The sequence below is a fragment of the Streptomyces sp. NPDC015220 genome (assembly GCF_043079345.1).
Taxonomy (GTDB): Bacteria; Actinomycetota; Actinomycetes; order Streptomycetales; family Streptomycetaceae; genus Streptomyces.
The window spans coordinates 114,717-140,853 of sequence record NZ_JBIBUK010000015.1; the positions used below are offsets into that span (position 1 = coordinate 114,717).

Sequence of the window (26,137 nt, forward strand, 5' to 3'; positions counted from 1 at the left end):
GATGCACAGCGCCGTGAACGGCGTCCGTATTCCCTCCTCGGCTGTCACCTCTTAGGTCATCGCGCTGTTTCCACGAGCGTTACGCCCAATCCGCGTGGCCCGAGTCACACCCCGTAAGCGGACAAATATGGGCAAATAAGAGCAAACGGGGTCACTCGCGGTTGTCGCCAGGACCCGTCGAGCCCCGCCCGACCGGCACGCGCGCGGACCCCGCCGAGTACGCGGAGGATCCGGCGGGGTCCTGCGGGAGGCCGCTCACCGGCCGGGCGGGGCCGCCGGAGGACGGCAGGGCACGGCCGTGCCGCCCGGGCTCGGAGCAGCAGCGCGGACGGCTCAGTGCTCGCGCGGCGCGGGGACGACCCGCTCGATCTCCGGATGCACGGTGAGGAGCTGCCGCATGGCCGACTCAGCGGCCGCGCCGTCACCTGCGGCGAGGGCGTCGGCGATCCGGGCGTGCTGGGCCACGGAGTTCTCGTTGGGCCGGTCGCAGCCCGTGACGGGGCCGCCGGACACCTGGAGGGCGGCCGAGACGATCCCGGACAGGTGCTCCAGCATCCGGTTGCCCGCGACCTGGATGAGCAGCGAGTGGAACTCGCTGTCCGCTCGGGAGAAGGTGAGCGCGTCGCCCTGCCCGAGTGCGTGCCCCATGATCTCGACCATGTCGGCGAGGCGCTGCTGGACGTCCTCGCGCCCGTGTCCGGCGGCGAGCCGTGCGGCGAGCGGCTCGATCGTCCAGCGCAGCTCGCTCAGCTCGCGGCGCTGGTCGTCGCGCTGCGGCCCGAAGGCCCGCCATTCGATGATGTCCGGGTCGAGGAGATTCCAGTCGCTGACCGGCCGCACCCGCGTGCCGACGTTCGGCCGGGCGCTGACCAGGCCCTTGGCCTCCAGGACGCGGAGCGACTCACGTACGACGGTGCGGGAGACCTCGAAGCGCTGGCCGATCTCCTCGGGCACCAGCGGGCGGTCGGCCCCGAGGTCCCCGGAGACGATCATCTGACCCAGCTGCTGGACGAGTTGGCCGTGCAGTCCGCGGCCTCGGCTGCCCGCGGCGCGACGGCCGACGCGGCCCAGCTCCGGCTCCGCGCCTTCCCAGGCGGGGCTCGAGACACGGTCGGGAGCGGCCGCCTCGGCGTACGGGTAGCGGTCGAGTCCGCCCGGGCCGGCGAGACCGGAGTCTGTGGGGCGGGCGGCGGTCATCATGGTGTGCGCAAGGGTACTCACGCATCCTTTGTCGGCGTCGTTTCCAACTCCCTTGAGGTCTTTGGTGAAAAGCACACGAAAGGGTGATCGCTCACTCTGTCGTAATTGACGCCTTCTTGAAAGGAAATGCACTTTCTGTAGCCAATTGAATTCGAGGAGCGACCGAAAGCGGGTGCACGGATGTCATCGACCCCTGCTCCGCAGAGCCGTCAGCAGGTACCCGCACACCAACGCGGCCAGCGACAACGCCAGTGCCGCGCCCATGGGTTGGGCGATCACATCGATCGCGGCGGCCAGGTAGCCGTCGCCCCCGAAGGGCCACTGCAACAGGAACGTCCGGCGCAGCCGGGCGGGGACCCCGTCCGCGCTCCAGGACGCTCCCCCCATGCCGCTCTGCACGAGCGGTGCGACGACGACCGGTACGGCGACCACCGCGGCGAGCCCGGCCGTGGTGGAACGGAACAGTCCGGCGGCCAGCACGCCGGCCCAGGCACACCCGACCACGAGCCCGAACCAACCCGCCCCCAGCGTGAGCCAGTCGCCGGGGATCCGCGTGAGCTCCCGTCCGTAGACGACGTAGAGCACCTCGGCGTCGCAGCCGACCGTGAGGAAGGCCAGCATCAGCCCGGTGACGGCGGCGACGACGAGCTTCGCGGTCAGCAGCCCGAGGCGGCGCGGCACGGTGCCCCGGTCCGCCGCCAGCGCGGGGTGGCGGAACTCGTCGCCGAAGGCGAGCGCACCGAGCAGTCCGGCGCCGAGCGCCGCGGGCGGCAGGGGAAGTTGCCGGGGCCATGCGGCCAGCAGCCGCGGCTGCGGGCTGTGACCGAGACGCCCCATGACCAGAGCTCCGAGGGCGGAGACCACGAGGACGGCCGCGCCGACGGCGAAACCCGTTCCGATGCCGGAGGCGCGGCGCAGTTCGTAACGGAGCGGTCGCAGCGGACCGGGGCCCAGGCGGACGGAGATGGGAGGCGGGAGAGGGGACGAGGCGTCGAGCGCGACGGCCTCGGCCGGGCGTGGAGTGGGGATGGAGGGGTGGACACTCGCGGGCCGCCAGGTCCCCGGCCGCGCCTTCGCGGCGTGCGGGGCGACGGCCGGCCCGGTCCGTGAGCCACCGGGGCGGGAGGTGGAGCGCTGTCGGGAGGAGGACGGCTCGGTGCCCGGGCGGTGGCCGTCCGGGGCCGCGCCGGCCGGCCCGTCCGCGCGGCCGGCCGGCGCGCACTCGGCGTCCCGGCGGCCGGCGGCGGACCCGTCGCCCGGGCGCGTGGTGGCGGGCGGGCCGTCCGGGCGCGTGGCAATGGAGGGCGGGGCGGGACGGGCGCCGGCCGACCGGTCCGGGTTCGCGCGATCGACGGGACGGACCCGGCCCTCGGTACGGTCCGCGCCGGACCCGCCGTCCGCGTCCGACGGTGGGGGTCCGCCGTCGGCGGGAGCCGTGCCGGAGGAATCACCGGGGCGCGGCGCCAGGGAGATCGTCCCGGCGGTGACGGACGCCCTTTCGCTCTGCTCGGCGGCGGCCGCGTCCTCGAACCGGGCGGAGACGTTTCCGCCCCTGGCCAGCCCGGGGACGGACGCTCCCTGGAAGCGTCCGCCGAAGGCGCTGCCGCCGTCCAGGGCCGGCGGTCCCGACGCCTCGTCGGCGCCTGCCGCGATCAGAGCCCCCTCGGCCGGCGCTCCCTGCTTCGTGTCCGTGGCACGGGCCGCGGGAGCGGACGCGGGGGGCGCCGTCGGCTCGGGAAGCCCGGCACCGGAGGCGGCCGACACCGGATCGGTCAGTGCTCGGCCGTGGTGCGACGCACTGTCGGAGTCGGGCGCGTGGATGTCGGCGAGCCGCCGGACGCCCACGGCCGCACGGTGCCCGGCGTGCGGCGCGTCGGCCGGTCTCTCCGACGTCCCTGCAGCCTCCGGGACCACCGTGCCGGCCGTGGCACGGGCCTGTCCCGCGGGGTGAGCGGAGGCCGGTGGCGTGGCGCCCGCACCAGGCCCCATGTCGCCCACCTCATCGGCTAGTTGGTGGACCAGAATGCCGTGGCGGAACGCCGCCTCGCCGACATCCGCGCAGGTACTGCCGTAGACGGACAGGCGGTTGCCGTCCTCGCGCACGACCTCGACGGAGCGGTGGGCCGTTCGAGCCTCCTTGGCCAGGAGGGCCGCGAGGCGTGCGGCGTGCGGGCTGCGGACGACGACACGGGGGCGCAGTCGGTTGCGGGCGAAGTCCGCGGCCTCCTGGTCGGCGACGAGAGCGCCGCGCTCCAGAGTGAGGACGCGGTCGGCCGTGCGGGCAGCCTCCTTGGCGTCGGCCGTGGAGAACAGGACGGTCCCGCCCTGGGCCGCATGGGCCCGCAGCATGCCGTGCAGCCAACGGCCCTCCCGTGCCGAGACCCCCTCGGCCGGGTTGTCCAGCACCAGCGTGTGCGGCTCGGGCAACAGGACGCAGGCCAGGCCCAGACGCCGGTCCAGTCCGCGGGAGAGCGTGCCCAGGCGTTCCTCGCGGAAACTGACGAGCCCGACGGCCTCGAGGACTTCGTCGGCGCGCCGGGCCGGGAGGCCCGCCGCCGCGCACAGCATGCGCAGGTGACCGCGTACCGTGCGCGACGGGTGGCCGGGGACGTCGCCCAGGAGAACACCGACTTCACGCGCCGGGCGGGGGATGCGGTGCAGCGGCCGGCCCCTGAAGTAGGCGATGCCACGGCCCTGTTGAAGTCCGAGCAGAAGTCTGAGCGTCGTCGTCTTGCCCGCGCCCGCCGCCCCCAGGAGCGCGGTGACACGCCCCGCGTGCGCTTCGAAGGAGACGTCGTCGACGGCGGAGGGAAGGTCCTTACGGGAGTCGCTGGTCAGTCCGAAGGCCTGGATCACCCGCAGCAAGATAGCGCGTTATGTACCTTTTTTGGTGATCGCGACGCGCGTAACGGCGTCCGTGACGCCGTCGCTCGACCCTGTGTTCGCCATTCGTGGAAAAGGCCGACCGGCAGCACGGCCCCCGACTCCGTCGGCGTCAGACCTCGGGACGGAGCATGGGCGGATTGAGCAGGGTGGCGCCCCCGGCCCTGAAGAGCTGGGCCGGCCGCCCGCCCTGGCGGGTGGTCGTGCCCCCGGTCGGCACGAGGAAGCCCGGAGTACCCGTCACCTTGCGGTGGAAGTTGCGCGGGTCGAGCGCCACGCCCCACACCGCCTCGTAGACACGGCGGAGTTCCCCGACGGTGAATTCCGGCGGGCAGAACGCCGTCGCCAGCGACGAGTACTCGATCTTGGAGCGGGCGCGTTCCACCCCGTCGGCGAGGATCTGCGCGTGGTCGAAGGCGAGCGGAGCCACCGGCTCGCCGTCGCGGCCGTAGCCGCCCCGCTGCAGCAACTCCGCCACGGGCGCCCAGCGGGCGTCGCCGGCGTCGCCGCCCGCCCTGGGCGCTGGCAGGTCCGGCGCGAGGGCCAGGTGGGCGACACTGACGACCCGCATACGGGGATCACGCTCGGGGTCGCCGTAGGTCGCGAGCTGCTCCAGGTGAGCGCCGTCGTCCTGGACCGGCGCGGACGAGTCGTGGGCGCGCAGACCGGCTTCCTCGGCCAGCTCCCGCGCCGCCGCCTGCGCAAGGTCCTCGTCGGCCCGCACGAAGCCGCCGGGGAGCGCCCAGCGCCCCTGGAAGGGCGGCTCCGCCCTGCGCACCGCCAGCGCGCACAGCGCATGTCGGCGCACGGTCAGCACGACCAGGTCAACGGTGACGGCGAAGGGCGGGAAGGCTGACGGGTCGTAGGACATGCGGCGATCATAGTCGTCTTCCTGACGATAAACACTCCCTCCGCCGGTCGTATCGACGGCCGGTCCAGCTCGGTCCGCCGCAGGTCCCGCCGCCGCGTCCCGCGATCGCCCGGCATCGCACCGTACGAGTTCGGACTCCCCTCCGGCTCTGCTCGGCCGCCCCTTCGGCCGGACCGGGCCGAGCCGGCCCGCCCGCTCCGAGGGCCCCCCCGTGCCCACAGCCCGGGAGGCCGGCCCCTCAGACGTGCCCGAACAACCCGGGCGGAGGATGACGCGGGCCCGGCACAGTCCAGGGGCGACTCGCCGAGCCGCCCGCCACGCGGTGAGCGACGTGCCGGCGGCCGCCATGGTGCCCGCGGGGCGGCCGTGCGGGGGCACCTGCCGTCGGAGCTTCGGCGCGGTGCCACGAAGCGTCCCCGGCCGGTCGTTCCGCCATCCGGGCGGACCCCGCGGAACTCACGCGCCGCTCCGCGGATCCGTGACCGGCGGGCACGCGCCGCGACGGCGAACGGCCTCCTTGGAGTTGATGCGCGTACGGTCCGGTGCCGGGGACGAGCCGGGACGGGCGCTGTCCGTTCGGGAGGCGGCCGGGCGCGCGCGGTCCGATCCCACCGGAGCCGGACCGCAGCCGTCCGCCCGCGGCCGGCGCCGGCGCCGGCGCGTCGTCTCGGGCCGCGCACCGGGGGAACCGGCGTCTCCACCGGCCACCGGGTTCCGCGCCGTGGGGCCCGGGCCGGCCGCGGCGGACGGGCGCTCCTCCCGGCCACCGTCCTCCGCGCCTGCGCCACCCGACCCGGCAACCTGGCCCCCCGCACCCCGGTCCCCGATTTCCTCGACGGCCGGCCCGGCAGACCCCTGGCGTTCCCTACGCAGGCAGCGCCGCACCGATTCGGGGTCCAGTCCTTCGTTGCAGGCCTGGTGCAGAAGCCGGGCGAAGAGATAGTCGGGGTCTGCGCCCAGCGCCATGGCCAGGGCTTCCCGGGCCTCCACGTCGTCGCCGGCCGACCATGCGACCCAGCCCGCGAGGGTCAGCGGCGCGGCCGCGTGTTCGCCGTACGGGCCGACGCAGCGGCGGGCCAGGGCCCGCCACAGCCGGAGCGCCGGGCCGGCCTCGTCCCCTTCCATCCACCCGGCCGCCCGGTCGCGGGTCGTGCGGTCCTGCAGGCCGAGGATCAGCGACGCGGCCTCCTCGTCGCCGAGCAGCCGGTCGTCGCGCAGGTCGGACGGGGCGGCGCCGGCGACGAGGGGCGCCTGGGCGAACCGCCGCATGACCCGTTCGGCGAGGCCCAGGGTCTCCTCGGCCACCGCCGCGCGGCCGGTCTCGTCGAGGATCCTGGGCACCAGGGCCATGCCCGCGGCGTCCAGTGCGGTCTCCTGGGCACGGACCTCGGAGGTCTCCCGGGGAAGCAGCCTGGCGCGCAGCTCCCGCAGGCTGCCCCGCACCTGGATGCCGGCGTAGGTCGCCGCGGCCGCCAGCACGGACGTACCGGGCAGCCCCATGGGCCGTCCTTCGTCGGGGCAGCACCCGTCGTCCGGACAGCAGTAGGACCAGAATCGACCGGCGGAGATGCAGAGTGCCTCGATCACCGGAACGTCGAGGCGGCCGCATTCCGTGCGCAGTTTCTGGGCCAGCGGACGCAGCCTGCGCATGACGTCCCGCCCCGACTCGCCCGGCGGCGGCTCCTGGCAGATGAAGGCGACCATCTGTTCCGGCTTGGCGCCCCTGCGCTCACTGCCCGTGACCAGACCCTGTGCCAGCTGGCGGGCGGCGGACTGCCAGTCGCCCTCGTTCGGCGGAATCCCGAGCCGGGCCCGGCCGCCGAACCTGCCGCGTCCGCCCCGGTCGTGCAGGGCGGCGAGGACGATGCTGTCCTCGGGCGGGTAGCCGAGGAGGTAGGGCAGGGCGTCGGCGAGCTCGGCGGGAGTACGCAGGGTGACCTGGTGTTCCGGGCCGAGACCGTCGTAGGTGATGTCCCCGTTTCCGGAGGGTCCGGCCGTTTCGCTGTGATTCGTCATGCGCCGACGATCTCGCGGAACAGAGAATCTCGCTTGGGCTTGTGGAAAACTCTGGTAAGGGCCATGACACCCAGGTCGGCGCATACCGGTCCGCGGCCGGGCCCGTCCCGATTGTCAGTGCCGTCCTGTTGTATGGGACGCATGGAGCACACGAGCAACGCGGAACTCCGGGCGGCCGCCGACGCGGTCCTCGCCCGCCTCGTCGGCGACGCCACGGGGACGGCCCGGCTGCGCGAGGACCAGTGGCGGGCGATCGAGGCGCTCGTCGCCGAGCGGCGACGGGCCCTGGTCGTCCAGCGCACGGGCTGGGGCAAGTCCGCGGTCTACTTCGTGGCCACCTCGTTGCTCCGGGCTCGGGGAAGCGGCCCCACCGTGATCGTCTCGCCGCTGCTCGCGCTCATGCGCAACCAGGTGGAGGCCGCGTCCCGCGCCGGTATCCACGCCCGCACGATCAACTCGGCGAACACCGAGGAGTGGGACACCGTCCAGGCCGAGATCGCCTCCGGCTCGGTCGATGTCCTGCTGGTGAGCCCGGAGCGGCTCAACAACCCGGACTTCCGCGACCAGGTCCTGCCCAAGCTGGCCGCCGCCACGGGGCTGCTGGTCGTCGACGAGGCCCACTGCATCTCCGACTGGGGGCACGACTTCCGTCCCGACTACCGACGCCTGCGGACCATGCTCGGCGACCTCCCTCCGGGCGTGCCCGTCCTCGCCACCACCGCCACCGCCAACGCGCGCGTGACCGCCGACGTCGCGGAGCAGCTGGGCACCGGCGACGCCTCGGACGCCCTGGTGCTCCGCGGCCCGCTGGACCGGGAGAGCCTCAGCATGAGCGTGCTGCGGCTGCCGGACGCCGCGCACCGGATGGCCTGGCTCGCCGACCACCTCGACGAGCTGCCCGGATCCGGGATCGTCTACACGCTCACCGTGGCGGCCGCCGAGGAGGTCACCGCCTTCCTGCGGCACCGCGGTCACGCGGTCGCCTCCTACACCGGCAGGACCGAGAACGCCGACCGGCAGCAGGCCGAGGACGACCTGCTCGCGAACAAGGTCAAGGCCCTCATCGCCACCTCGGCCCTCGGGATGGGCTTCGACAAGCCCGACCTCGGCTTCGTCGTGCACCTGGGATCGCCGTCCTCCCCCATCGCCTACTACCAGCAGGTGGGCCGCGCCGGCCGCGGTGTCGAGCACGCCGAGGTGCTGCTCCTGCCGGGCAAGGAGGACGAGGCGATCTGGGAGTACTTCGCCTCGCTCGCCTTTCCCTCCGAGGAACTGGTGCGCCGGACCCTCGACGTACTCGCCCGCGCGGAGGGGCCGCTGTCGCTGCCCGCGCTGGAGCCTCTGGTCGAGCTGCGCCGTTCCCGCCTGGAGGCCATGCTCAAGGTGCTCGACGTGGACGGGGCGGTCCGGCGGGTCAAGGGCGGCTGGGTCTCTACCGGCCGCCCGTGGACGTACGACGCCGAGCGGTACGACTGGGTCGCGCGGCAGCGGGCGGCCGAACAGCAGTCGATGCGGGAGTACGCGGCGACCACGGGCTGCCGGATGGAGTTCCTGCAGCGCCGGCTCGACGACGAGAGCGCCAGGCCGTGCGGCCGTTGCGACAACTGCGCCGGTGCCCGGTTCACCGTCGACGCCTCCGCGGCTGCGCTGGACGCCGCCCGCGTGGACCTCGGCCGGGCGGGAGTCGAGGTGGAGCCGCGTCGCATGTGGCCGACCGGCCTCGCGGCGATCGGAGTCGACCTCAAGGGACGCATCCCCGCCGGTGAACAGGCCGCCGCGGGTCGCGCGTTGGGACGTCTGTCGGACATCGGCTGGGGCAATCGGCTGCGGCCGATGCTCACCCAGCACGCCCCCGACGGCCCCGTGCCGGAGGATGTGGCCCGGGCCGTGGTGGGCGTGCTGGCCGACTGGGCGAAGGGGCCCGGCGGCTGGGCCACGGGGGCGGCGGACGCGCAGCCGCGCCCGATCGGCATCGTCACCCTGGCCTCGCGCACCCGGCCCCGTCTGATCCAGTCCCTGGGCGCGCACATCTCGCAGATCGGCCGGTTGCCGCTGCTGGGGGGCGTGGAGTACACCGAGGAAGCGCACCGGGTGTCGCGCAGCAACAGCGCCCAGCGTCTCAAGGCCCTCGACGGGGCGCTGACCGTTCCGCCCGCACTGGCCGCCGCGCTGGCCGGCAGCCCTGGGCCGGTGCTCCTCGTGGACGACTACACCGAGACCGGCTGGACCCTAGCGGTCGCCGCGCGGCTGCTGCGAAGGGCCGGTGCGCAGGCGGTGCTGCCCCTGGTGCTCGCCGTTCAGGGGTGAGCGGGCGGCGCACCCGCCGGGCTCGGGCGCACGGGCAGCGCGGTCCCCTGGTCCAGGACACCGTCAGCACCGTCGCCATCACCGCCATCGCGGCACAGCCCCCGGCGCACGCCGCCCGGCTCGCAGCGTGCTCACCCACCGTGATCCCGGCCACCGCTGGCGCCTCGGAGGCCGCGGAGAAGTGCCTAAGCCCCCTGACCGCTGATGTCTTCTGCCGCGCGACCACCGGAACGCGGTGCGGCCGCCGCTCCAGGCGTCGCCCGGCGACACCCTGGGTAGGGATATAAGGCGCGGGTCGTCCGATAACGGTCGGCGCCTCCAATTGCTCGTTGCCGCATCCCAGTTCGACAGGAAGAATTGAAGTCCGCTCCCCGCACGGCCCGGCCGTGATCCGGTAGGGCTCTGCTGCGGTGTGCGCTCCCCCGAAACCGACCCCGCCCGCAGTGTGGGCGCGTAGCCGAAGGGAGGAACGTGACCTTCGGATTCGCTCCGTCCTCGGCGGCGTCGTTGTCTGCGTCCGCCGCCTCCGCCCATCGCGTGCTCGAACCCGCGGAGTGGGCCGCCGCGGGCATCCCCCTGCTGCGCAACCCGCGCGAAGTGGTGAGCGGACTGCACGCCCGGCACCACCCCGGCCCCGCCACCGCCGTGGTCGCGGTCCTCGACCCGGACGAACGGCTGCGGGCGAGCGCCTCCTTCATCCGCCGCCCATCGGCTGCCGACGGCTGGATGTTCCGCAACGCGCTGCTCGCCCAGCTGCGCCGGGTCATCCCGCACGATCTGCGGCGCCGCACTCCGGTGCGCACCGCCGTGCTGCTCTACTGCCGCGAGGGCGACGCGCGTTGGACGGAGGAGGACGGGGCGTGGATGTGGGGCCTTCGTGACGCCTGCACGCTGCACGGGCTGCGCTGCGGGGCGTACATCACGCTGACCCGGGACGGCTGGCAGGTCCTCGGCGAGGGCCGCGGCGGCCGGCGACCGAGTGCCGACTCCGCTCCCGAGCCGTTCGGGACGGCCGGTACGCCGCCACCGCGCCCACCCCGCACCGGGGGCGCCGCCTCCGAGGTGCTGCGCCGCGCCGCGGCTCGCTGACGCCGACGCGGCGGGCTGACGCCGACGCGGCGGCCGACGAGGAGCCCGCGGAACACGCGCACCCCCGACCGGGGGCCTGCTGATCGGCGGATCACCGGCGAGCCCGCGCCGCGGGACTGGGCTGTTCCCACCGTCGACGGCACGGTCCCGGAGCCCGTCCGGCGGCCCGGCGGCCGCCCCGACGACAGCCGTCGGCCCCTCCAGACATGACCGCGCGCCGCATGGGCCACAACGCCGCACCGGGCGCCCGCAGTCGTCCGCGCACGCCCAAGCGGCCGTCGCGCGGTGACCACCGCGGCGACGGCTGCCGCCCAGCACGACCCCGGACGGACCGGGGTCTTCGGGCACGGCCCGAGACGACTCAGACGCCCGCGCCCAGCAGCGAGTTGATCTTCTGGGGGTCACCGCAGACGATCAGCAGCGCACCGGCCCGGGTGTGGGCCAGAGGCAGGACGGTGGCGGCGTCGGCGTCGGTGCCGCCGTTGACGGCGACCACGACCACCGGACGCGACGCGGCACGGGAGGCGGCGGCGGCGTCCAGGTAGAAGACGTCGTCACCCGCGTCGTGCTGCGCCCAGTAGGACGTGTCACCGAAGGACAGCTCGTGTGCGGCCCAGGGGTGCGGGTCACCCGTGGTGATCACCAGCACCTCACCGGGGGCACGACCCGACTCCAGGAGCAGGTCGACGGCCTCCTCGGCGGCGTCGAGCGCACCCTCGGCGGAGGCCGGGAGCAGCTGGATCTGAGGGCCCGCCGGGGCGGCGGGGGCGGCCGGGCTTGAAGGCCCGGGCTTGGTCGCGGTCACGTCCCGCGGCGTACGTTGCACCGGCGGCGCCGGCCGCGCGGGGCCAGGACGACCGGGGCGCGACGGAGCCGCGGGACGGGGGCCGGGTACGGGACGAGGGGTCGGCGCGGTGCGGCCGGTGGCCGGAGTGACGCGGGGACCCTGGGCGCTCTCGTGAATCTGAGGCTCCTCGGGAATGAGAGGCATGGGCTGATATTTATCAAACGTTGGTGCGGCTCGCGCGGGCGGGTGGCACTTCCGGGCAGGAGGGAACCATCAGAAGTCGAAACCGAGCTGACCCTCGATCTCCGGAACGCCTCCGTCCGCCTGAACGCGGACCTTCTTGAGGTGCTGCCACCGGGGCAGCGCATCAAGATACGCCCACGACAGCCGGTGGTACGGGGTGGGCCCCCGATCCTCCAGCGCGGCCTTGTGCACCGGCGACGGATATCCGGCGTTGGCCGCGAAACCGAAGTCTGCATGGTCGATGCCGAGTTCGGCCATCATTTTGTCGCGGTGGACCTTGGCGATCACCGATGCCGCCGCGACGGCCACGCAGGACCGGTCGCCCTTGATGACCGTGCGAACCGTCCAGGGAGCGCCGAGGTAGTCGTGCTTCCCGTCGAGGATGACCGCGTCCGGCCGGACGGGCAGTGCCCCCAGGGCGCGCGAGGCCGCGAGCCGCAGCGCCGCGGTCATCCCGAGGTCGTCGATCTCCTCGGGCGAGGCGTGCCCGAGGGCGTACGCCGTCACCCACTTCCGCAGCTCCGCGTCGAGTTCGGTGCGTCGCTTCGCGGTGAGCAGTTTGGAGTCGGTGAGACCCGCGGGGGGCCGGCGCAGTCCGGTGACCGCCGCGCAGACGGTGACGGGACCGGCCCACGCGCCGCGCCCCACTTCGTCGACACCGGCAATGACCTTCGCTCCGGTCGTGGCTCGAAGGGAGCGCTCGACGGTATGGGTGGGTGGTTCGTACGGCATGGCGCCCTTAGCCTACGCCGCCCGGATACCGCTGCGACACCCCGGTTTCCACCGGTGGCCGCACGGTCCGCCCTCCCCGGCGGTCAGGGACCGGCCGGGCGCAGCAGCGGGACCATCACCCGGTCGATCATCTCCTGGAGTTCCGCGTCCGTCCATTCGCTGGTGCACATCTTGGACCGGTACATCATCATGGCCGGGACGACGTCGAGGACATAGTCGTCCACCGCGTCGGGGCGCACCTCTCCCCGCTCGATTCCGCGGGTGATGACTTCCCGGAGGAGTCTGACGGTCGGCTCCACCACGGCGCTGTAGATCACACCGTGAAGGCGCTCCTCCTGGTCTGGATCGCATTCGTGAATGACGGCGCGCAGCGCGGTGCCGGGGCGCGAGAACATCGCCCCACGGACCCGCCGACACAGGGCCAGCAGGTCCTCACGTACAGCGCCCAGGTCCGGCGCCTCCTCGACGGGCGAGAACCCGGCTCGCAGGGCGTCCTCGACCAGGTCCTCCCTGGACGGCCAGCGCCGGTAGACGGCGGCCTTCCCGGTCCGGGCGCCGGCGGCCACGCCTTCCATGGTCAGACCCCTCCATCCGACCGTGCAGAGCTGTTCCAGGGCGGCTTCGAGGATCGCACGTTCGAGCACGGCGCCGCGCCGTCGGGGGGCGGCCGCCCTGGCGGGTGCGGCTTCCCAGCGCGAGGTAACCATCTGTCTTCTCCAGCGAGCGGTGAGCGGGATGTATGGGGAGGGGAGGGCCGAACGGCCGCGACGGGGGACACGTCGCATGACAGAGCCGAAAGTGAACGCTTGCGTTCACTATGGGGACTCACTACCGTTGGCGCAGCAGTGAACGGGTGCGTTCACTAACGCTGTCGTGGGGGACCCATAGTGACAACCTCTCAGTTGATCCAGAACCAGAAACCGGGTGCGGCCCGCCGGGAGGGGCATCCCGGTATCGCGCTCACCGTCATCGCGGCCTGCCAGCTCATGGTGGTACTCGACGCGACGATTGTGAACATCGCACTCCCGCACATTCAAGACGCGCTCGCGTTCAGCACCACCGACCTCACCTGGGTCGTCAGCGCGTACACACTCACCTTCGGCGGCCTGCTGCTGCTCGGCGCCCGGGCCGGCGACATCCTCGGCCGCCGCCGGATCTTCATGACCGGCATCCTCGTGTTCACCTTCGCCTCGTTGCTGGGCGGGCTCGCCCAGGAGCCCTGGCAGCTGCTGGCCGCACGAGCCCTGCAGGGCGTGGGCGGCGCGATAGCGTCGCCCACCTCGCTCGCACTCATCACGACGACCTTCCCCGAAGGCCCCGAGCGCAACCGGGCGTTCGGAGTCTTCGCCGCGGTCTCGGCCGGCGGCGGCGCCGTCGGACTGCTGGCCGGCGGAATGCTCACCCAGTGGCTCGACTGGCGCTGGGTGTTCTTCGTCAACGTGCCCATCGGCGTGCTGATCGCCCTGGTCGCGCCGGTGTTCATCAGCGAGTCCGAACGGCATCCCGGGCGCTTCGACATCGCGGGCGCGCTGACCTCCACGGCGGGCATGGCCTCTCTCGTCTACGGCTTCATCCGCGCGTCGGAGGACGGCTGGCGGGACGGTCTCACCCTCGGGTCCTTCGCCGCCGCGGTGGTCCTGCTGCTGGCCTTCGTACTCACCGAGCGGCGTGCCAAGGAACCGATCACACCGCTGCGGATGTTCGCCGACCGCAACCGCTCCGGCACCTATGTGATCATGCTCAGCCTGGCCGCGGCGATGTTCGGCATGTTCTTCTACATCGTGCTCTTCGTGCAGAACGTGCTGGGGTACAGCCCCATCAAGGCCGGGCTGGCCTTCCTCCCGGTCACCGCCGCCATCGCGGTGGGAGCGGGACTGTCGCAGCGGTTCCTCCCCGTGCTCGGCCCCAAGCCGTTCATGGTCACCGGCTCGGGACTCGTGGTGATCGGGCTCTTCTGGCTGACCTTCATCAGCCCCGGCAGTTCCTACGCCGGCGGAGTGCTCGGCCCGATGCTGGTGTTCGGCTTCGGCATGGGCCTGAACTTCGTGACCGTGACGGTCACCGCCGTCTCGGGCGTCGCCCAGCACGAGGCGGGCGCCGCATCGGGCCTGCTCAACGCCACCCAGCAGGTGGGCGGTTCGCTCGGACTGTCCATCCTCACCACGGTGTTCGGCTCGGCCAGCAAGGACGAGGGGAACAAGCAGCTTCCGAAGTTCCTCACGGACGGCTCCGCGGAGCAGAAGGCACAGTTCGCCAGGACCCACCAGTTGCCCGCTCCATGGGGACACGACGTCCTGGCCCAGGGCATCTCGACCGCCTTCGTCCCGGCCACGGCGATGGCCGCGCTCGCCCTGGCGACCGCCTTGCTGGTCATCCGCGTCCGCAGGAGCGACCTGGCGGCCCTGGCCGGAACGGCAGGACCCGGAATCGGCTGACGGCGGCGCGGGGCGGACCGGCCGGAGCCCTTCGGCGGCGGACGTCACGCTGCGACGTCCGGCGCGGACCGGCCGTCCCTCGCTCGGAACGCCACGCGACCGGAGGTGACCGATCCGGGACCACGGCACCGACCGCGTCCCGGCGGCGGCGGCCACCAAGAGCGGCACGACCTCCGCGGCCCGCGACCATGGCATGACTCCCCCGCCCCTCGGCCGACGCCTGTGTCCGGCGCGCCCACGGCACGCGCGGCCCATGCCGGGACAACGGACGAGGGTCACGCTGAGTTCCCGACGGACACGGAGAGTTCCCGGTCGCGTGGCCCTGGTCAGCCGGAGACCGGCACCCAGTCCGGCAGCGCCTCCGTGCGGCGTGCCCACTCCACGGGCGGGCTCCCCGCCCTTCCCGAGGCCAGGACACCGCCCACGATGGCGCAGGTGGTGTCCACGTCGCCGCCGACCTGGGCGGTCGTCCAGAACGCCTCCTCGAAGTCACCGAGGCGCCGGGCGGCCGACCAGAGCGCGAAGGGCACCGTGTCATGGGCCGTCGTGCGCCGGCCGCAGCCGAGGACGGCCGCGACCGTGACCGCGTCGCCGTAGTCGAGCATGTCGCGGGCCCGACGCAGTCCGGCGCCCACCGCGCTCCTGCCCGGCACCAGGGCGATGACGCCGTCGAGCAGCGCCCCGGGGCTCGGCGGCCCGCCGGGGGCGGCGGCCAGCGCGGCGGCTGCCGCCACGGCCATGGCGCCCACGACCGCCTCGCGGTGCTGGTGGGTCGGGTAGGCCGAGATCTCGGCCTGATGGGTGGCCTGCTCCGGGTCGTCCGCGTACCAGGCGCCCAGGGGGGCGATCCGCATGGCGGCGCCGTTGCCCCACGAGCCCTGGCCGTTGAACAGGGCGGCCGAGAGCACCCGCCAGTCCCCGCCCTCCCGGACGAGGCGCAGCAGGCGGTTGACCGCGGGACCGTAGCCCCGGTCGAAGTCGTGGTGCCGGGCGAAGGACTGCGCGAGGGCGTCCTGGTCGATGCGGTGGTGGGCGGCGAGTACGGCCACCACCGAGCAGGCCATCTCCGTGTCGTCCGTCCACTGCCAGCGGCCGGGCGGCAGCTCGCGGTTCCTCAGCAGGGGCCGGTTCGCCGGCACGAAGAACTGGGAGCCGAGGGCGTCCCCCACCGCCAGTCCGCGCGCGCTGGCCAGGGCGCGTTCCAGGCGCCCGCCGGAGGAGGAGTCATGGGTCATCGCTCAGCCGCTCCATCCAGTGATCCCGTACGGTTCCGGATCCCGCCATCGTTCGAACGGCCGGTTCAGGACGTACCTGCCGTCGTCCCCGAGAACGAGCATCCGCGTCTCGGCGTTCCCCGGGTTCGACAGCGACTCGAACTCCGCGACGGTCCAGTGGAACCAGCGCATGCAGAACAGCCGCATCGCCAGGCCATGGGTGACCAGGAGCACGTTGGGCGGGTGGTCGGGCTCCTCGAAGCTGCGGAAGAGGCTCTCCAGGAATCCGCCGACCCGGTCGTAGACGTCGGCCCCGGACTCCCCCTGGGCGAAGCGGTAGAAGAAGTGACCGTAGGCGTCCCGGCAGGCCTTCTGGAAGCGTACTTCGTCGCAGTCCTGCCAGTTCCCCCAGTCCTGCTCGCGCAGCCGCGGCTCCTCCCGCACCCGGATGAGCCCGGGATCGAGACGGAGGGCGCGGAGGGTCTCGTGGGTGCGGCGGTAGGGGGAGACGTAGACGCTCACGCGCTCCCGGCCGAACAGTGCGCGCAGTTCCTCGCCCGTCTCCTCGGCCTGCCGCAGGCCCCGCTCGGTCAGGGCCAGCGCGTGGTCGGGCTCGCGCTCGTACACCGAGTCGTCGACGTTGCCCGCCGACTCGCCGTGCCGGACAAGGACGATGCGCCGTGGTCGTGCCATGTCGAAACACTAGATCGGGTGACGGCCGTTCGAGGACTCGAGCGGCCCGCGTACGGCACAGATCACACGGATCGCGCCGGTGGCCGCCCGCCGGGGGAAGTGCCCGCCCGGCTCGTCCAGCACACCGCGCCGTCCGGGCGGGGCTACACCGTCCAGGCGGGTTCCAGCTCCACGATGTCGCCCGTGAGGGCCGCGACGTCGGCCTCCGTCTGCGCGCGCAGCGCGAGCCGCTCGACCCGCTCCGTGCGGTACTTGCCGTGCTCGGCGGACGACTGCCACATCGACAGCACCAGGAACTCGTTGCCCGGGGCCTCGCCGAACAGGCCGCGGACCATGCCGGGCGAGCCGGCCATCGCCGGGTTCCACACCTTCTCCTGCATCAGCGTGAAGTGCTCGGCGCGCTCCTCGTGGACCCGGCACAGGGCGACGCGCAGCAGGTCGGCGTCCGTGAAACGCGGTTGGAAACCCGTCTTTACGTCGAACCGGTGATCGAAGAGCCGCACCTGGGCGTTCTTGAAGGTGCCGGCCTGGGCCGCCGCCAGTCGGTCGTGCGAGCGGGCCATGAAGGAGTCGTAGAAGGCGCGGCTCTCCCAGAAGGCGAAGGTGTGCGCCACGCCCTGCCGCCCCCGGCTCCAGCCACCCCCCTGTCCCCGAAACCCCGGCTCTCCCAGAAGCCCCGCCCACTTCCGCTGCCCCCGCTCGAAGCCCCGGCGGTCCACCACGGTGCAGCGAATCCACTTGACCAGCACCGCGCCATGGTAAGGCCATGGAGCGTGGCGCCGGTCACGCTCGCGGGATCAGCGCCCGCGCGGGCGCCCCCGCGCACATGGCACGATGGACAACGAGCGCCCGCGATCCGGAAGTCGGGGCAGGGGGGCGCACGGAACCGGGAAGGGGGAGTCCGGTGAGCGGGCTCAGCAAGGGAATCCGCAAGGTCGAGGTCGCGATCAAGTGGGATCCGAGTCCGGCGGGGCAGCCACCCACCGATCTGGACATCGTCGCCGCCACCTACCTGGCGGGCGATCCGTACGGGGTCCCGTCCTACGTGGTGCACTTCGACAGCCGTTCACCCGACGGCACGATCTACCTCAACCGGGACAGCACGGACGGCAGGGGCTTCGGCTGGGACGAGGTCATGACCCTGGAGCTCGACCGGCTCTCCGAGCGCTACACGCGGGTGGTGGTCGGCGTCGTCATCCAGCAGCGCGCCGCGCACCGTACCTTCGCCGGCGTGCTCGACTCCGGCCTTCGCATCCGCGAGGGCTACACCGTGCTCGCCGAGGACGACTTCGGCACGGTCCCCTCAGCCACGGCCGCCGCCGTCGCGGAGTTCACCCGCGACGGCTCCGGGAGCTGGGACTTCCGCCCCGGCATCCACGGTTTCGAGGACGACCCGGCGACGTTCACCCGCGAGATGGGCCGGGCGCACCAGTCCTAGGTGCCGCAACAGGCAGCGTTCACCCCGCTCCTTGACGGGCGAACGCTGCCTGCCGCGGCACTGGCCGCCACGCGGCGGGGGGCGCCGGCTCGTGGCCGGCGCCCCCCGCCTCACGACGTTTCCGTCGGTTCCGCCCGCGTCAGCTGCAGCCGCTCGTCGAGCCGCAGCCCTCGCAGATGTAGCAGGAACCGGCGCGCTGCATCTTGGTGCCGCAGGAGAAGCACAGCGGGGCGTCGGCCTGGATACCCAGCTGCATCTCCACCAGCTCGGCGCTGGTGTGCGCCTGCTTCGGGGCGGGCTGGGCCGCCTCGACCTCGGCCTTCGGCGTGGCGACGGCCTTCAGGTCGGTCTGCCGCGGCGCGGACTGGGCCAGACCCTCGACGTCGACCTCCTCGTCGATCGGCTCGTAGGAGCCGGTCTCGAGGTGGCGCTGCCGCTCCTCGGCGGAGTGGATGCCGAGCGCGGAGCGCGTCTCGAACGGCAGGAAGTCCAGCGCCAGGCGGCGGAAGATGTAGTCGACGATCGACTGCGCCATCCGCACGTCCGGGTCGTCGGTCATGCCGGCCGGCTCGAAGCGCATGTTGGTGAACTTCGAGACGTACGTCTCCAGCGGGACGCCGTACTGCAGGCCCACCGACACCGCGATGGAGAAGGCGTCCATCATGCCCGCCAGGGTCGAGCCCTGCTTGGACATCTTCAGGAAGACCTCGCCGAGACCGTCGTCCGGGTAGGAGTTGGCGGTCATGTAGCCCTCGGCGCCGCCGACGGTGAAGGAGGTGGTGATTCCGGGACGACCCTTCGGCAGGCGCTTGCGGACCGGACGGTACTCGACGACCTTCTCGACCTTGGCCCGCGGCTCCTCGACGGCCTCGGCCTTCTTCTCCTCCTCCTTCTTCTTGGCGGAGAGCGGCTGGCCGACCTTGCAGTTGTCGCGGTAGATGGCGAGCGCCTTGACGCCCAGCTTCCAGGCCTCGAAGTAGATCTCCTCGACCTCCTCGACGGTCGCCGACTCCGGCATGTTGACCGTCTTGGAGATGGCGCCGGAGATCCAGGGCTGGATCGCCGCCATCATGCGGACGTGGCCCATCGGGGAGATGGCGCGCTCGCCCATGGCGCAGTCGAACACCTCGTAGTGCTCCTGCTTGAGGCCGGGAGCGTCGATCACGTTGCCGTGCTCGGAGATGTGGGCGACGATCGCCTCGATCTGCTCCTCCTGGTAGCCCAGGCGGCGCAGGGCCTGCGGGACGGTGCCGTTGACGATCTGCATCGAGCCGCCGCCGACCAGCTTCTTGAACTTGACCAGCGCGAGGTCGGGCTCGACACCGGTGGTGTCGCAGGACATCGCCAGACCGATGGTGCCGGTCGGGGCGAGGACCGACGCCTGGGAGTTACGGAAACCGTTCTTCTCGCCGAGGCGCAGGACGTCCTGCCAGGCCTCCGTGGCGGCCGCCCACACCGGGGTGTCCAGGTCGTCCATGCGGACGGCCGTGGCGTTGGCGTCGGCGTGCTGCTTCATCACCCGCTGGTGCGGCTGGGCGTTGCGGGCGTAGCCGTCGTACGGACCGACGACCGCGGCCAGCTCGGCGGAGCGCTTGTACGCGGTGCCGGTCATCAGCGAGGTGATGGCGCCGGCGAGGGCGCGGCCGCCGTCGGAGTCGTAGGCGTGGCCGGTCGCCATCAGCAGGGCGCCGAGGTTGGCGTAGCCGATGCCGAGCTGGCGGAAGGCGCGGGTGTTCTCGCCGATCTTCTGGGTGGGGAAGTCCGCGAAGCAGATGGAGATGTCCATCGCGGTGATGACCAGCTCGACGACCTGCGAGAAGCGCACGACGTCGAAGGACTGCTCGCCCTTGCCGTCGTCCTTCAGGAACTTCATCAGGTTCAGCGAGGCCAGGTTGCAGGACGTGTTGTCCAGGTGCATGTACTCGCTGCAGGGGTTCGAGCCGTTGATCCGGCCGGACTCCGGGCAGGTGTGCCAGTGGTTGATGGTGTCGTCGTACTGGATGCCCGGGTCGGCGCAGGCCCAGGCGGCCTCGGCCATCTTGCGGAACAGGGACTTGGCCTCGATCTCCTCGATGACCTCGCCGGTCATGCGGGCCCGCAGTCCGAACTTCCCGCCCTGCTCGACGGCCTTCATGAACTCGTCGTTCACACGGACCGAGTTGTTGGCGTTCTGGTACTGGACGGACGTGATGTCGTCGCCGCCCAGGTCCATGTCGAAGCCCGCGTCGCGCAGGGCGCGGATCTTCTCCTCCTCCTTCACCTTGGTCTCGATGAAGTCCTCCACGTCGGGGTGGTCGACGTCGAGGATGACCATCTTGGCCGCGCGGCGGGTGGCGCCACCGGACTTGATGGTGCCGGCGGAGGCGTCGGCGCCGCGCATGAAGGAGACGGGACCGGAGGCGTTGCCGCCGGAGGAGAGCAGTTCCTTGGAGGAGCGGATGCGGGACAGGTTCAGGCCCGCGCCGGAGCCGCCCTTGAAGATCATGCCCTCTTCCTTGTACCAGTCGAGGATCGACTCCATGGAGTCGTCGACGGACAGGATGAAGCAGGCGGAGACCTGCTGCGGCTGGGGCGTGCCGACGTTGAACCAGACGGGGCTGTTGAAGCTGAAGATCTGGTGCAGGAGGGCGTAGGCCAGTTCGTGCTCGAAGATCTCCGCGTCGGCGGGCGAGGCGAAGTACTTGTAGTCCTCACCGGCCTTCCGGTACGTCTTCACGATGCGGTCGATCAGCTGCCTGAGGCTGGTCTCCCGCTGCGGGGTGCCGACGGCACCGCGGAAGTACTTGCTGGTGACGATGTTGACCGCGTTCACCGACCAGAAGTCGGGGAACTCGACACCACGCTGCTCGAAGTTGATCGAGCCGTCGCGCCAGTTGGTCATGACGACGTCACGGCGCTCCCAGGCCACCTCGTCGTACGGGTGCACGCCGGGGGTGGTGTGGATGCGCTCGATCTGCAGTCCCTTGTTCCCTGCCTTGGAGCCCTTGGCGCGGGAACCACGTGCCGGACCGCTCGCCGTCTCTGTCATGCCGCCTCCCTGATACGGGCGAAAACGCCCTGAAGTGCCTCGATGTTCCGAGACACGGTGTTCTGTCTGGTGCTGCGGGCGCCTGTGTCGCCGCCGCCCGCAACCGTCTTTCCCGCCGCCGCTGAGCCGGCCCCGGACCCGTGGTCCGGACCGGCCCGCCTGTCAGTCGGCGGCGCGCGCGGGCCCGGGGACGTCAGCCGTCCCACCGCGCCCGCGGTCGTCTTCCTGGCTCCCCGCGACGGCGCATTCGCCGCCCTCCTGCTCCGCGGCGGGGCTTCGCGTCCCTTCCCTGAGTTCCGCGATGGCGGCCTCGAAGTCCTCCAGCGTGTCGAACGCCCGGTACACGGACGCGAACCGCAGATAGGCGACGAGGTCGAGCTCCCGCAGCGGGCCGAGTATGGCCAGCCCCACCTCGTGGGCCGCCACCTCGGCGCTTCCGCTGGCGCGCACCGCCTCCTCGACCCGCTGGCCGAGCTGGGCGAGCGCGTCCTCGGTGACGGGCCGTCCCTGGCATGCCTTGCGCACGCCGTTGATGACCTTGGTACGGCTGAAGGGCTCGGTGACTCCGGACCGCTTCACCACCATGAGCGAGCACGTCTCCACCGTCGTGAAACGACGGGTGCAGTCGGGGCACTGGCGGCGCCTGCGGATCGACGTGCCGTCGTCCGTCGTACGGCTGTCGACGACGCGACTGTCGGGGTGCCTGCAGAAGGGGCAGTGCATGGACTCCAACCCTCCTCACAGCAGACTCAAAAGCCTCGCCAGGCCTCATGGGCCCCGCGAAGCAGCCCCAAGCATAGGCGATGAAAGAGGCGGCCAAGACCCGGGGCAACACAACTTGTGGGCCGCTGTAGCCATCCAACCACTAGATGTGGGGATCGTCCCTCAAACGCCCGAGAGGCAGCCATGTGTCGCAAGGGCGGGGTCGTAGGCCGTCTGCCCGCGCCACGAGAGCGCACACGCCCCGCGCGCCTGTACCGCGGGAACGCCTGCGGGGATACCGTGAGCGCCCCGGGGAGGACGCGTGGGACTCCGGCGCGGAAGGGCACCGGTGCTCGGCCGGCGGGGCGCCGGATGGCAGACTGGGGCGCGGCCCCGGAGGACCCCGGCCCGGCGGTGAAGAGTACCGCAATGGTCCCGTATGTCCGTCAGGTGCGGCGTGAGCCATACACCCACAGACATGATCAAGTCTGGTGATTCGCGTTTTTTCACTCGAACGTGTGTTTGGCGCAACCTTTCGAAAGCCACTACCGTTGTGCCGGAGGGAGACCATCGAGAGGGGCCGACGTGACCACCACCGCCGCAGACAGTGCCACCATCACTGCCCAGGACCGCCCCCAGGGCCGACTCGAGCCGGTGCATGCCATGAACGAAGCCGCGAACCCCGAGGGGCCCAAGCGCTCCCTGCCGGGCCGACCTCCAGGCATCCGGGCCGACAGCTCGGGCCTCACCGACCGGCAGCGCCGGGTGATCGAGGTCATCAGGGACTCCGTCCAGCGGCGCGGCTACCCGCCGTCCATGCGGGAGATCGGCCAGGCCGTCGGTCTGTCCAGCACCTCCTCCGTCGCGCACCAGCTGATGGCCCTGGAGCGCAAGGGTTTCCTGCGCCGTGACCCGCACCGTCCGCGCGCCTACGAGGTCCGCGGCTCGGACCAGGCGGCCACGCTGCAGCCCACGGACACCGTCGGCAAGCCCGCCGCGTCGTACGTCCCGCTGGTCGGCCGGATCGCCGCCGGCGGCCCGATCCTCGCCGAGGAGTCGGTCGAGGACGTCTTCCCCCTCCCCCGGCAGCTGGTGGGCGACGGCGAGCTGTTCGTCCTGAAGGTCGTCGGCGACTCCATGATCGAGGCCGCGATCTGCGACGGGGACTGGGTGACGGTCCGCCGCCAGCAGGTCGCGGAGAACGGCGACATCGTGGCCGCCATGATCGACGGCGAGGCCACCGTCAAGCGCTTCAAGCGCGAGGACGGCCATGTCTGGCTGCTGCCGCACAACGCGGCCTACGAGCCGATCCCGGGTGACGACGCGACCATCCTCGGCAAGGTGGTGGCGGTCCTGCGCCGCGTCTGACGACCGCGGTGGGCCGGCTCACCGACCCCCTGATCGGGCCCCGGGACCCCTGCGCCGGTTCCGGGGCTCTGTGCTGCGCGCACGAGAACCGGGACCCGTGTGCGTCGCTGTGACGGTTCGGCGCACAGCCCGGCGCCCGGGCACGGGCCCCCGCGCGGTCGCGTGGGATCACGGTGGTGCTGCCCGGCCCGGTCAGCACCCCGCCCCGCGATCACTCCCCGTCCGGCCGGCCCTCCGACCGCTGTGCCGCCGCGTCGATGGCCGTCAGGGACTTCCGCACCTGGTTGCGGTCCGTGGTGGACCAGAAGTCGGGCAGCGACGCCTTCAGATAGCTCCCGTAGCGCGCCGTGGCCAGTCGCGGGTCCAGCACGGCGACCACGCCCCGGTCCCCCGAGGCGCGTACGAGGCGTCCGGCGCCCTGGGCCATCAGCAGCGCCGCGTGGGTCGCGGCGACCGCCATGAAGCCGTTGCCGCCGGCCTCCTCGACCGCCTTCTGGCGGGCGCTCATCAGCGGGTCGTCCGGGCGCGGGAACGGGATCTTGTCCATGACCACGAGCTGACAGCTGGGACCGGGGACGTCGACGCCCTGCCAGAGGGAGAGCGTGCCGAAGAGACAGGTCTTCGGGTCCGCGGCGAAGTTCTTGATCAGCTCGCCCAGGGTCTCCTCGCCCTGGAGCAGGATCGGGAACTCGGGGATCCGGGTGCGCAGCTCCTCCGCGGCGAGCTGAGCGGCCCGCATCGACGAGAAGAGGCCGAGCGTCCGGCCGCCGGCCGCCTGGATCAGCTCCGTCAGCTCATCGAGCATGTCGCCGCGGTCGCCGTCCCGCGCGGGGCGTGCCAGGTGCTTGGCCACATACAGGATGCCCTGCTTGGGGTAGTCGAACGGCGAGCCCACGTCCACCCCCTTCCACTTCGGCACGTCGTCGCCCTCGGTGCCCTCCGGGGCGAGGCCGAGGGAGGCGCCCACGCCGTTGAAGTCGCCGCCGAGCTTGAGGGTCGCGGAGGTCAGGACCACCGAACGGTCCGTGAAGAGCTTCTCCCGCAGCAGGCCGGACACGTTCATGGGAGCCACCCGCAGGGAGGCGCCGAACCGGTCGTGCCGCTCGTACCAGACGACGTCCCACTCGGAACCGTTGGTGATGCGCTCCGCCACATCGTGCACGTTCTCCACGGAGGCCAAGGCCTGCTTGCGGACGGCGTCCTCGTCCTGGACCGACTTGTCGCGGGTCTGGCCGAGCGCCGAGATGACCGTGCGGGCGGCGTCGCGCAGCGCCATCAACGCGTAGCCGAGGTCCTCCGGGATCTCCTCCAGCCGGCCGGGCAGAGCGAGCTCCATCAGCCGCTCGAAACCCTCGGCGGCGGTCTGGAGCTGGTCGGCGGCCTTCTCGTTGACGAGCTTGGCGGCGCGCCGGACCGCGCGGTTGACCTGTCCGGGGGTGAGCTCGCCGGTGGCGACACCGGTCACCCGGGAGACCAGCTCGTGCGCCTCGTCGACGATCAGCACCTCGTGCTGCGGGAGGACCGGCGCGCCCTCGATGGCGTCGATCGCGAGCAGCGCGTGGTTGGTGACCACGACCTCGGCGAGCTTGGCCTGCTCGCGGGCCGTCTCGGCGAAGCACTCGGCGCCGTAGGCGCACTTCGAGGCGCCCAGGCACTCCCGGGAGGAGACCGACACCTGCGCCCAGGCGCGGTCGGACACGCCGGGCGTGAGGTCGTCCCGGTCGCCGGACTCGGTCTCGTCGGACCAGTCGCGCAGCCGCAGCAGGTCCTGGCCCAGCCTGCTGGTGGGGGCGGCCGCCTCGAACTGGTCGAACAGGCCCTCCTCCTCGTCCTGCGGAACGCCCTCGTGCAGCCGGTGCAGGCACAGGTAGTTCGACCGGCCCTTGAGCATGGCGAATTCCGGGCGGCGGCGCAGCAGCGGATGCAGGGCGTCGACCGTGCGCGGCAGGTCCCGTTCGACCAGCTGACGCTGGAGGGCCAGGGTGGCGGTCGCCACGACGACCCGCTCCCCGTGGGCGAGCGCGGGCACGAGGTAGCCGAGGGACTTTCCGGTGCCGGTGCCGGCCTGGACCAGCAGGTGCGAGGCGTCGTCGATCGCGTCGGCGACGGCTTGGGCCATGGTCACCTGGCCGGGGCGCTCCGTACCGCCGACGGCTGCGACGGCGGCGTGGAGGAGTTCGGGAAGGGAGGGCTTCGTCATAGCGCGACCACCCTACGGCTCGGGACTGACAAACGGGCGGTCGAGGCGGGGGTCGGCGGCTCGGCTCCGGTCCGATCCGGCCGCGACGGGCGGGGACCGGATCGTCCCGCGCGGTGCACCGGCGGCGATGACGGCATCGCCCGCTGTCACATCAGGTCGCGCAGGGACCGGTCGCGGACCATGAGGGCGGCCCGCTTGTCGGGCAGGCCGACCTCGGCCGCGTAGCGGAATCCGGCGGTGAGGAACGCGGCCACGGAGGGCGCGTTGCGCAGGTCGGGTTCGGCCACGACCCGGGCGCAGCCGGGGCGCTTGTCGAGGATCAGGTCGGCCACGGCTCTCAGCAGGGCGCCTCCCAGTCCTCGGCCGCGGTCGGCGACGCTGCCGATGAGCAGGTGGACGCCGGTGTCGTGCGGCCGGGCGGGGTAATGCCGGGCGAGCGGATCGAGATCGGCCCGGTAGATCTCCCAGTAGCTCATCGGCGTGCCGTCGACCAGGCCGAGACAGGGGACGCTGCGTCCGTCGCCGTCGAGCTGGGCGCCGAGGTGGGCCTCCGTCACGCGCTGCTCACCGGCCAGTTGCCAGAACTCGGCGACGGCCGGGTCGTTCATCCAGCGGCTGATGACCGGCAGGTCGCGTTCGACGCGGACGGGAACCAGCCGAAAGGCGCCGACGGGGGTGCGGGTGGGGCCCCAGTCGCCGACGCCGCCCAGCAGGTCGTCGCTCCGGGCGGCGCCGGTCCCGGGCGTCCGCCCGAAGAGCGCCGTGAACTCGTCGGGCAGGTGCAGGTCCAGCGTGTCCTCGCCGTCGGCGCCCTGCTCGGGAGGAGCGGGTGGACGGTCGGCGTCGGGGGTGGTCGCGGCACAGGCGTGCTCGACGGCTGGGCCCGCGTCGGTGGGCGGCATGGCGCGCTCCTCTCGGAAGGCGGGGGTGG

At 72.6% G+C, this 26,137-nt stretch carries 19 protein-coding genes; 5 read left to right on the plus strand and 14 right to left on the minus strand.

Features of this window, described 5'->3' with window-relative positions:
- Positions 1-333: 333 nt before the first annotated feature.
- The 4 genes from ACF061_RS26395 to ACF061_RS26410 form a co-directional block, all read right to left on the minus strand.
- A complete protein-coding gene (locus ACF061_RS26395; RefSeq protein WP_392269451.1) occupies positions 334-1,221 on the minus strand; it encodes a FadR/GntR family transcriptional regulator in 888 nt (295 codons plus the stop codon).
- A 162-nt stretch (positions 1,222-1,383) separates the two neighbouring features.
- Positions 1,384-4,056, minus strand: coding sequence for an ATP-binding cassette domain-containing protein (locus tag ACF061_RS26400; protein WP_392269452.1), 2,673 nt, complete (start codon positions 4,054-4,056; stop codon positions 1,384-1,386).
- A 139-nt stretch (positions 4,057-4,195) separates the two neighbouring features.
- Positions 4,196-4,954: an NUDIX domain-containing protein gene (locus ACF061_RS26405; protein ID WP_392269453.1), complete on the minus strand. Its 759-nt coding sequence runs from the start codon at positions 4,952-4,954 to the stop codon at positions 4,196-4,198.
- Between the two features lie 456 nt (positions 4,955-5,410).
- Positions 5,411-6,970, minus strand: coding sequence for a DUF4192 domain-containing protein (locus ACF061_RS26410; protein WP_392269454.1), 1,560 nt, complete (start codon positions 6,968-6,970; stop codon positions 5,411-5,413).
- Positions 6,971-7,111: 141 nt separating this feature from the next.
- On the opposite strand from ACF061_RS26410, the gene ACF061_RS26415 reads away from it, so the two are divergent.
- Complete coding sequence (locus ACF061_RS26415) at positions 7,112-9,277, plus strand: RecQ family ATP-dependent DNA helicase (RefSeq protein ID WP_392269455.1); 2,166 nt, start codon at positions 7,112-7,114, stop codon at positions 9,275-9,277.
- 471 nt (positions 9,278-9,748) lie between these two features.
- Positions 9,749-10,366 carry a hypothetical protein gene (locus ACF061_RS26420; RefSeq protein WP_392269456.1) on the plus strand — a complete coding sequence of 206 codons (618 nt, stop codon included), beginning with the start codon at positions 9,749-9,751 and terminating at the stop codon, positions 10,364-10,366.
- Positions 10,367-10,727: 361 nt separating this feature from the next.
- Here ACF061_RS26420 and ACF061_RS26425 read toward each other — a convergent pair whose 3' ends face one another.
- The 3 genes from ACF061_RS26425 to ACF061_RS26435 form a co-directional block, all read right to left on the minus strand.
- Entirely contained in the window at positions 10,728-11,357 is a 630-nt protein-coding gene (locus tag ACF061_RS26425; RefSeq protein WP_392269457.1) for a hypothetical protein, read from the minus strand.
- A gap of 69 nt (positions 11,358-11,426) precedes the next feature.
- Complete coding sequence (locus ACF061_RS26430) at positions 11,427-12,128, minus strand: ribonuclease HII (protein ID WP_392269458.1); 702 nt, start codon at positions 12,126-12,128, stop codon at positions 11,427-11,429.
- 83 nt (positions 12,129-12,211) lie between these two features.
- Entirely contained in the window at positions 12,212-12,835 is a 624-nt protein-coding gene (locus tag ACF061_RS26435; protein ID WP_392269459.1) for a TetR/AcrR family transcriptional regulator, read from the minus strand.
- A 180-nt stretch (positions 12,836-13,015) separates the two neighbouring features.
- Between ACF061_RS26435 and ACF061_RS26440 the strand changes: the two genes are divergently transcribed.
- Positions 13,016-14,563 (plus strand): MFS transporter, encoded by a 1,548-nt coding sequence (locus ACF061_RS26440; protein ID WP_392269460.1) that lies wholly within the window; start codon positions 13,016-13,018, stop codon positions 14,561-14,563.
- 326 nt (positions 14,564-14,889) lie between these two features.
- On the opposite strand, the gene ACF061_RS26445 is transcribed toward ACF061_RS26440, so the two are convergent.
- From ACF061_RS26445 to ACF061_RS26455, 3 genes are all read right to left on the minus strand, one after another.
- Positions 14,890-15,798 carry an ADP-ribosylglycohydrolase family protein gene (locus ACF061_RS26445; RefSeq protein WP_392269461.1) on the minus strand — a complete coding sequence of 303 codons (909 nt, stop codon included), beginning with the start codon at positions 15,796-15,798 and terminating at the stop codon, positions 14,890-14,892.
- Positions 15,799-15,801: 3 nt separating this feature from the next.
- Positions 15,802-16,470: a histidine phosphatase family protein gene (locus ACF061_RS26450; RefSeq protein ID WP_392269462.1), complete on the minus strand. Its 669-nt coding sequence runs from the start codon at positions 16,468-16,470 to the stop codon at positions 15,802-15,804.
- Positions 16,471-16,613: 143 nt separating this feature from the next.
- Positions 16,614-17,219, minus strand: coding sequence for a YdbC family protein (locus tag ACF061_RS26455; RefSeq protein WP_392269463.1), 606 nt, complete (start codon positions 17,217-17,219; stop codon positions 16,614-16,616).
- A gap of 155 nt (positions 17,220-17,374) precedes the next feature.
- Between ACF061_RS26455 and ACF061_RS26460 the strand changes: the two genes are divergently transcribed.
- Positions 17,375-17,908: a TerD family protein gene (locus ACF061_RS26460; RefSeq protein ID WP_392269464.1), complete on the plus strand. Its 534-nt coding sequence runs from the start codon at positions 17,375-17,377 to the stop codon at positions 17,906-17,908.
- A 139-nt stretch (positions 17,909-18,047) separates the two neighbouring features.
- Here the strand turns inward: ACF061_RS26460 and ACF061_RS26465 are convergent, their stop codons facing one another.
- Both ACF061_RS26465 and nrdR read right to left on the minus strand, forming a co-directional pair.
- Positions 18,048-20,936 (minus strand): vitamin B12-dependent ribonucleotide reductase, encoded by a 2,889-nt coding sequence (locus tag ACF061_RS26465; protein ID WP_392269465.1) that lies wholly within the window; start codon positions 20,934-20,936, stop codon positions 18,048-18,050.
- A gap of 162 nt (positions 20,937-21,098) precedes the next feature.
- Positions 21,099-21,659, minus strand: coding sequence for a transcriptional regulator NrdR (gene nrdR, locus ACF061_RS26470; protein ID WP_392269466.1), 561 nt, complete (start codon positions 21,657-21,659; stop codon positions 21,099-21,101).
- Positions 21,660-22,301: 642 nt separating this feature from the next.
- Between nrdR and lexA the strand changes: the two genes are divergently transcribed.
- On the plus strand, positions 22,302-23,006 hold the full coding sequence (gene lexA, locus ACF061_RS26475; protein WP_392269467.1) for a transcriptional repressor LexA: 705 nt from the start codon (positions 22,302-22,304) through the stop codon (positions 23,004-23,006).
- Between the two features lie 211 nt (positions 23,007-23,217).
- On the opposite strand, the gene ACF061_RS26480 is transcribed toward lexA, so the two are convergent.
- Together ACF061_RS26480 and ACF061_RS26485 are read right to left on the minus strand one after the other, a co-directional pair.
- Complete coding sequence (locus ACF061_RS26480; protein ID WP_392269468.1) at positions 23,218-25,206, minus strand: ATP-dependent DNA helicase; 1,989 nt, start codon at positions 25,204-25,206, stop codon at positions 23,218-23,220.
- Between the two features lie 146 nt (positions 25,207-25,352).
- Positions 25,353-26,108: a GNAT family N-acetyltransferase gene (locus ACF061_RS26485; RefSeq protein ID WP_392269469.1), complete on the minus strand. Its 756-nt coding sequence runs from the start codon at positions 26,106-26,108 to the stop codon at positions 25,353-25,355.
- Between the last annotated feature and the right edge of the window lie 29 nt (positions 26,109-26,137).